Origin of the sequence: Nocardia sp. NPDC058497 (genome assembly GCF_042720195.1) — a bacterium.
Taxonomy (GTDB): Bacteria; Actinomycetota; Actinomycetes; order Mycobacteriales; family Mycobacteriaceae; genus Nocardia.
Window position 1 is genome coordinate 1 of record NZ_JBHXMY010000958.1, and the last position, 1,423, is coordinate 1,423.

Annotated in this window: 1 protein-coding gene; it reads right to left on the reverse strand. The window is 67.7% G+C overall.

Annotated features, from left to right (window positions below; genetic code table 11):
• Positions 1-35 precede the first annotated feature (35 nt).
• A complete protein-coding gene (locus ACFWPJ_RS32830; RefSeq protein WP_378857409.1) occupies positions 36-1,157 on the reverse strand; it encodes a hypothetical protein in 1,122 nt (373 codons plus the stop codon).
• Positions 1,158-1,423: the final 266 nt, after the last annotated feature.

The window sequence follows — 1,423 nt, forward strand, 5'->3', positions numbered from 1 at the left end:
CTCCATCTACCCCCCCCCCCCCACACCGAGATTAATTACGGTCTGGTGGGCTGTGTTTTGTGTATACGAGACTGGCTGAAGCCATCGAGGATCGCAGCTGAGGTGGCGACGGTCTCCTCGATCGCGGTGACCGGCCGCCGGGTAAGGATGTAACCGCCGGTGTCGGGGTTGCGATCGACGGGATACAGAACCCATCGAGTCGTTGAGCTACCGCCGTCGCCGGGTATGCCGCGGGTGACGGTGCCGTCGGCGGCGACGACGAGCGTTTCCCATTCGCCGACCTCGACGAGCGCCATCGCCAGGGCGGTGCTGTCGGTGCCGGGTTGCGGTCCCGCCGGGGCGACGGGCGTACCCGGGGCAGGCGGTGTGCGGTCTTCGACGGCGAGGTAGCCGACGACAACAGCCGCCGTGCCATCAGGAAGGGTGGCGCTTACCGGGCTAACAGCGTGGGCGTGGGTGACGGTGAGGGTGGGCGCGGTGATCTGGGCGTCCGTGTCGGTGGTGATGTGGGTGAGGTCGACGTGGCGTGAGAGCTCACGCAAGATCTCGGCGAGGGTCAGCGTAGGCGCGGCGGCGGTGTCGAAGACGAGGCCGGCGATGTTGGCCGGAGAGACGCCGGGCGTGACCGTTGCTGCTGCGGCCCAATCGATGTCACCGGCTGCGGTGCGGGGGACCTCGATGGAGGCTGTGGTTTCGACGAGGGCGGCCAGGGTGGCCCATGCGGTGGTCGAGTGGACACGGTCGAGGTCGCGCTCGAGAGCGGTGAACGGGTGGACTTGATATTGGCCCAGGAACACGATGACCTGAGAGGGGGTGGGCCCGTCGGTCCACGACAGACGCAGAAATTCGGTGTCGCTCCATCTGCCGACAGGACGCAGGGCGAATGTGGCGGTGGGCCAGTGGCGTTGGAGGCGAGTCTGGACCAGCATCGCCCAAGCAGCACGGTCGCCGGCGTCGTGCGGTGCGATGAGGTAGTGGGTGGTGGTCGAATCGGTGAACCGGATCCGCGCACCGGTGGCGTGCGCCGTGATCTCGGCGACCAGACCGATGGTCGTGGACAATTCGGCCAGGGCCGCGTCGAACGCGTCGAGTGCTTGATCGAGGGGGCCGCTGATGATGACGCCGTCGAGGTAGACGTCGTAGTCGTGGGTGCTCATGGTGAACTCCGATTCCGTTGATAGTGGATTGCGCGACGGGCACGGGACTGGGGTGAGGCGCGGAGGGTCAGGCTGGCGGCGGTACGTGGCGCCAGCCGACCGCGCTGACGGGCGCGGTGAACACCGGTGACCTACTTCGGGGCTTAGGGGAGCGGGGGGGGGGCCCGGCGTGGGGGGGCCCCCCCCCACAAGCCCAACACAGATAACTACACCAGCGGGCACCGGGAGAACCAGGCGCGGGGGCGATTAAACAAATCACACTGCCG